Annotated in this window: 8 protein-coding genes and 1 pseudogene; 4 read left to right on the top strand and 5 right to left on the bottom strand. The window is 67.5% G+C overall.

All coding sequences use genetic code 11. From position 1 onward, the window contains the following. The coding region (locus VOI29_RS23070) for a response regulator (protein ID WP_323784048.1) at window positions 1-270 on the top strand (270 nt) is incomplete at its 5' end. Between the two features lie 148 nt (window positions 271-418). Here the strand turns inward: VOI29_RS23070 and VOI29_RS23065 are convergent. Next, window positions 419-712, bottom strand: coding sequence for a hypothetical protein (locus VOI29_RS23065; protein ID WP_323784046.1), 294 nt, complete (start codon window positions 710-712; stop codon window positions 419-421). 35 nt (window positions 713-747) lie between these two features. Continuing rightward, complete coding sequence (locus tag VOI29_RS23060) at window positions 748-990, bottom strand: LysR family transcriptional regulator (RefSeq protein WP_323784044.1); 243 nt, start codon at window positions 988-990, stop codon at window positions 748-750. 114 nt (window positions 991-1,104) lie between these two features. Between VOI29_RS23060 and VOI29_RS23055 the strand changes: the two genes are divergently transcribed. After that, a complete protein-coding gene (locus VOI29_RS23055; protein WP_323784042.1) occupies window positions 1,105-1,299 on the top strand; it encodes a hypothetical protein in 195 nt (64 codons plus the stop codon). Then, entirely contained in the window at window positions 1,299-1,604 is a 306-nt protein-coding gene (locus VOI29_RS24750; RefSeq protein WP_416361581.1) for a beta-eliminating lyase-related protein, read from the top strand. Before VOI29_RS23055 ends, VOI29_RS24750 begins: the two co-directional genes overlap by 1 nt. Here the strand turns inward: VOI29_RS24750 and recR are convergent. Continuing rightward, window positions 1,582-2,181, bottom strand: a complete 600-nt coding sequence (gene recR / locus VOI29_RS23045; RefSeq protein ID WP_323784040.1) for a recombination mediator RecR — start codon at window positions 2,179-2,181, stop codon at window positions 1,582-1,584. The two genes, VOI29_RS24750 and recR, sit on opposite strands and share 23 nt — an antisense overlap. Window positions 2,182-2,315: 134 nt before the next feature. Between recR and VOI29_RS23040 the strand changes: the two genes are divergently transcribed. Next, entirely contained in the window at window positions 2,316-2,819 is a 504-nt protein-coding gene (locus VOI29_RS23040; protein ID WP_323784037.1) for a GNAT family N-acetyltransferase, read from the top strand. Window positions 2,820-2,879: 60 nt separating this feature from the next. On the opposite strand, the gene VOI29_RS23035 is transcribed toward VOI29_RS23040, so the two are convergent. Then, window positions 2,880-3,224 carry a YbaB/EbfC family nucleoid-associated protein gene (locus VOI29_RS23035; protein ID WP_323784035.1) on the bottom strand — a complete coding sequence of 115 codons (345 nt, stop codon included), beginning with the start codon at window positions 3,222-3,224 and terminating at the stop codon, window positions 2,880-2,882. A gap of 240 nt (window positions 3,225-3,464) precedes the next feature. Continuing rightward, window positions 3,465-4,214: pseudogene (locus tag VOI29_RS23030) on the bottom strand (DNA polymerase III subunit gamma/tau); the annotation flags it as partial.

Below are 4,214 nucleotides of genomic sequence, written 5' to 3'. Positions count from 1 at the left end.
GTGCTGCAGGCCGATGGCTATGAGGCGGCGCTGGCGCAGCTGCAGGCGGCAGGGCCGCTTGATGGCGCGGTGATCGACATGAGCATGCCGGGGCGCGGCGGCTGGGAGACCCTGGCAGGCCTGCGCAAGATCCAGCCCGGGCTGAAGGCGGTGATGATGAGCGGCTTTGCCATCAGCGCCGTGGCGGCGGGGTTTCCGGATCTGTCCGAGGTTCCGGTGCTGGACAAACCGTTCACCAAGGAAAAGCTGTACAGGGCGGTTTTCACCTGAGGCCGGGGGCATTGGAGCCGGCGGAAGGCTCCCGCGCCCGCAGGTGCCCCTGACGGGGCTCCTTGGCAGCCTTGGGCCCGGCGCCGCGCGGGCGCGCGGCGGGGGGCGCCCGGCAGGAACGTTACATATTACTGCGGACAAAAGCCGGTCAGCCGGCCCTGCGGGGGCTGGCGTCACCCAGCAGCCAGTCGCGGACCCGTTCGATCCGGCTGGTGCCTGCCTTGGCCTGCGGTGCAAGCAGGCAATAGGCGCTGACGGGTGTGCAGCGGTGGGGATGGGCCTGGATCAGCGTGCCCTCGGCCAGCTCGCGGCGCACCAGCAGCGCCAGCAGGCCGGGAGCGGCAACGGCAATCAGCGTTTCCGGCATCAGCAGGTCCGCGCGAAAGCCCGGCCAGGGCGGATCGCCCTGCACGATGGCCAGATCCACCAGGCTGGGATCCACCTGGGCAGTGTTTCGATAGGTGATGGTATTGACGGTCAGCCGCGGCTGACCAGCGTCGGACAGGTGCCGATATTCAGCGCGCCGGAAGGATTGTCCCGTGTGCGCAGGCGGTAGAAGGTGGCCTCCAGCGCTTCCAGTTGCGGTGCCAGTTCCTCCAGCAGCATCCGTCCGGCACCGCTGAGCTGCACCCGATGGCGTTCGCGCTTGAACAGGGTTTGGCCGGTCAGCGCCTCCAGGCTCTGGATCTGGCGGCTGAAGGCGCTTTGCGACAGGTTCATCTCCCGGGCGCCCTGGGCAAAGCTGCCGGAGCGGGCGGCGGCCTCGAAGCACAGGAGGGCAGAGGCGGGCGGGATCTTGCGGCGCTGGAGGAGTGCCTGAAGTGCGAGGCTTTCATGGGCGGCTGGCAGGACCAGGGCTTTGCCGCGCTGCCGCTGACCCGGCGCCCCGGGCAGACCGAATGGAGCGCCAATGATCTTTCGGGCCGCTACTGGCTGCGCGCCGATGACCGCTATGTCGAGGAGCCGCGCGAGGCGGCAGGCGCCTCAATTCTGGGGGCATTGGCTGTACCCGGTGCCGGTGAGGGATGATGGTGCGCTGGACCCCGGCGCGGTCGCCGGGGCGCGGCGCCGGGCTGGCGGCGCATCTGGAGGGGGCGCGGCTGTTCAATGCCACGGTGGCGCTGGGCTGTGCCGCGGCAGGGCTGGCCGGGTTGATGGATACGGTCTCGGTCTGCCTGTCCAAAGGGCTGGACGCGCCTGCGGGGTCGGTTCTGGCGGGGCCGGGGGATCTGATCGCCAGGGCGCGGCTCCGGAAAACTCGAATTTTCCAGCCAAAATTCTTTGAAGAATTTTCGGCGCCCGGACGCGCCGTCAGATTTCCTTCCGCGCCCTGAGGGCTGCCGAGATGGTGCCGTCATCCAGATAGTCCAGCTCACCGCCGATCGGCACGCCCTGGGCCAGCGAGGTCAGCCTGACCTGCCCCTGCAGCTGATCGGCGATGTAATGCGCGGTGGTCTGGCCGTCGATGGTGGCGTTGAGCGCCAGGATCACTTCGCTGACACCTTCGGTTGCCACCCGGTCGACAAGCCGGGGAATGCGCAGATCTTCCGGCCCCACCGCGTCCAGCGCCGACAAGGTGCCGCCCAGCACATGATAGCGGCCCTTGAACACCAACGCCCGCTCCATCGCCCAGAGGTCGGCCACATCCTCGACCACGCACAGCTCGCCGTTGGCGCGCTCCGGATCGGTGCAAAGCGGGCAGATCTCGCTGGTGCCGATGTTGCCGCAGTTGAGGCACTCGCGCGCGGTGGCGGCGACTTCGGTCATCACATCGGCCAGGGGCGTCAGCAGCAGCGCCCGCTTGCGGATCAGATGCAGCACCGCGCGGCGGGCAGAGCGCGGGCCCAGCCCCGGCAGCTTGGCCATCAGGGCAATCAGGTCGTCGATGTCGCTGGTGGAGTTTCTGATCATGCCTCGGACCTTTTGGTTCTTTGCCATATAGGCCACCCGGGACAGCGGAGCGCAAGGGCCGCGCGAAAAATGTTCGGGGTTTGTTTTTCCGCGAGCCGGGGGTATGCCTTGGCAAGGTCGGCGGAGGGATCGCGATGGCAGGTGCGGCAGAGCAAACGGAAAACGGCTCTGGGCTTCTGCGGTTTGCCCGGCTGACAGAGGTGCCGCCGCAGGAGATTGCCCGCCATATGCGCGACCCGCGGATGGCGGAACATATGCCGTTGCTGACCGGGAGCTGGGATGAGGCCGCGGCCAGGGAATTTGTTGCCGCCAAGGAGACCTGCTGGCAGCGCGACGGCCTGGGTCATTGGGCTTTCTTGCGCGGGGATGCATATCTCGGCTGGGGCGGATTTCAGAAGGAGGGGAGAGAGTGGGATTTCGGGCTGGTGCTGCGGGTGGGCTGCTTTGGCCTTGGTCCCGCCATTACCTGCAAGGCGTTGGCGTTCGCCCGTGAAGATCCGCGCATACCTTATGTGACTTTCCTGCTGCCGCCGACACGTCGCCACTTGCGCCCGCTGGCGCGGCTGGGGGCGGTGCAGACCGGGGAGGTGCAATACGAGGGGCAACGTTTCCTGAAATTCCGGCTGGAGACTGCTTGAGGCGAGCAAAGAAAAAGGCGGCTCCAGCCGGGCCGCCTTTTGAATGTTGGCTGTCCGGGATCAGAACGGCAGCTTGATGTCCTTGGGCAGGCCCATGCTTTCGGTCAGCTTGGTCATCTCTTCCTGCGCCTTTTCCGCGGCCTTGCCCTGGGCGTCCTTGATGGCGGCCAGGATCAGGTCCTCGACCACTTCCTTGTCATCGCCATTGAAGATCGACGGGTCGATATCCAGGCCCTTGAGGTCGCCCTTGGCGGACGCTGTGGCCTTGACCAGGCCGGCACCGGCCTCGCCCGTCACCATCACATTGTGCAGCTCTTCCTGCATCTGGGCCATCTTGCCCTGCAGTTCCTGTGCCGATTTCATCATCTTGGCCATGTCGCCAAGACCGCCGAGGCCTTTGAGCATCTGAAGTCTCCTGAGATTCCGGTTTGGAGCGTAGATACGGGGGCTGGGGACGTGAAACAAGGGGGAAGGTTCACCGGATTCGGGGAACATGGCACCCTTCTGCCCGGCCGCAAGGCCGGGCAACGCCTGTTCTGCCCCCACCCAGTCCCGCCGGGACGGGCACCGCCCTGGCCGGCTGAACCGGGGGCTGGAACAATCTGCAGGGAGATGGCCGCATACGCAATTTGTTTGCGGCGGTGCTCAGCCGTCCTCGAACGGGTCCCATTCGTCTTCCACCTCGGGCAGGGCTTCGGCGGCGACTTCGGCAGCCAGCTCCTGCGCTGTGCGGATACGCTTGATCTTTGCTTTGGGGAAGCTTTCCAGCACCGCCTGCACCAGCGGATGCGCGGCGGCTTTCTCGCGCAGGGCGTTCTCGGCGGCGTCGCGGAGCTCGGCAATGGTGGCTGCGTCCCCGTCCGGTGCGATGGACACCACCCAGCGCGCCCCGGTCCAGTTCTGCAGCGCCGAGCCAAGCCGGGCCGCCAGGTCGCGCGGCGCCTGTGAGGACGGGGTGAATTCGATCCGTCCCGGCTGGTAGGAGACCAGGCGCACGCCGCCCTCAACCTCGACCAGCAGCTTCACGTCGCGGTTGGTGCGGATCAGCTCGACCACATGTTCAAAGGACGGATAACGGGCCAGCGCGGAACTGACCTGCGGCGCCAGGGCCGCAACAGGGCCGGAGCCGCCTTGCGCCGCCGGCGCGCCGCCAGCGGGTCCGCTCTGGCCGCCGTAACCGGAAGGAGCGCCGCCGCCGCCCCCCAAAGCGGACGCACCCATGCCTTGCATCGGTGCGCCGCCGCCGGGGCCATTCGGCGGCGGGGGCGGCGGCGGGGTGTCCTGCAGCTTGCGGATCAGTTCTTCGGGCGAGGGCAGGTCGGCCACATGGGTGAGGCGGATCACCGCCATTTCAGCCGCCATCATCGCGTTGGGGGCGGCGGCCACTTCCTCCTG

Source organism: Leisingera sp. (assembly GCF_034669605.1).
Taxonomy (GTDB): Bacteria; Pseudomonadota; Alphaproteobacteria; order Rhodobacterales; family Rhodobacteraceae; genus Leisingera.
The sequence above is the reverse complement of the archived record's forward strand: the minus strand, read 5'-3'. Positions and strand labels throughout refer to the sequence as shown.

Excerpts from the sequence above, each read along its gene's own strand:
- VOI29_RS23060 (WP_323784044.1), bottom strand. The coding sequence starts at position 990 with ATGAACCTGTCGCAAAGCGCCTTCAGCCGCCAGATCCAGAGCCTGGAG.
- recR (WP_323784040.1), bottom strand. The coding sequence starts at position 2,181 with ATGATCAGAAACTCCACCAGCGACATCGACGACCTGATTGCCCTGATG.
- VOI29_RS23040 (WP_323784037.1), top strand. The coding sequence starts at position 2,316 with ATGGCAGGTGCGGCAGAGCAAACGGAAAACGGCTCTGGGCTTCTGCGG.
- VOI29_RS23055 (WP_323784042.1), top strand. The coding sequence starts at position 1,105 with ATGGGCGGCTGGCAGGACCAGGGCTTTGCCGCGCTGCCGCTGACCCGG.
- VOI29_RS24750 (WP_416361581.1), top strand. The coding sequence starts at position 1,299 with ATGGTGCGCTGGACCCCGGCGCGGTCGCCGGGGCGCGGCGCCGGGCTG.
- VOI29_RS23035 (WP_323784035.1), bottom strand. The coding sequence starts at position 3,224 with ATGCTCAAAGGCCTCGGCGGTCTTGGCGACATGGCCAAGATGATGAAA.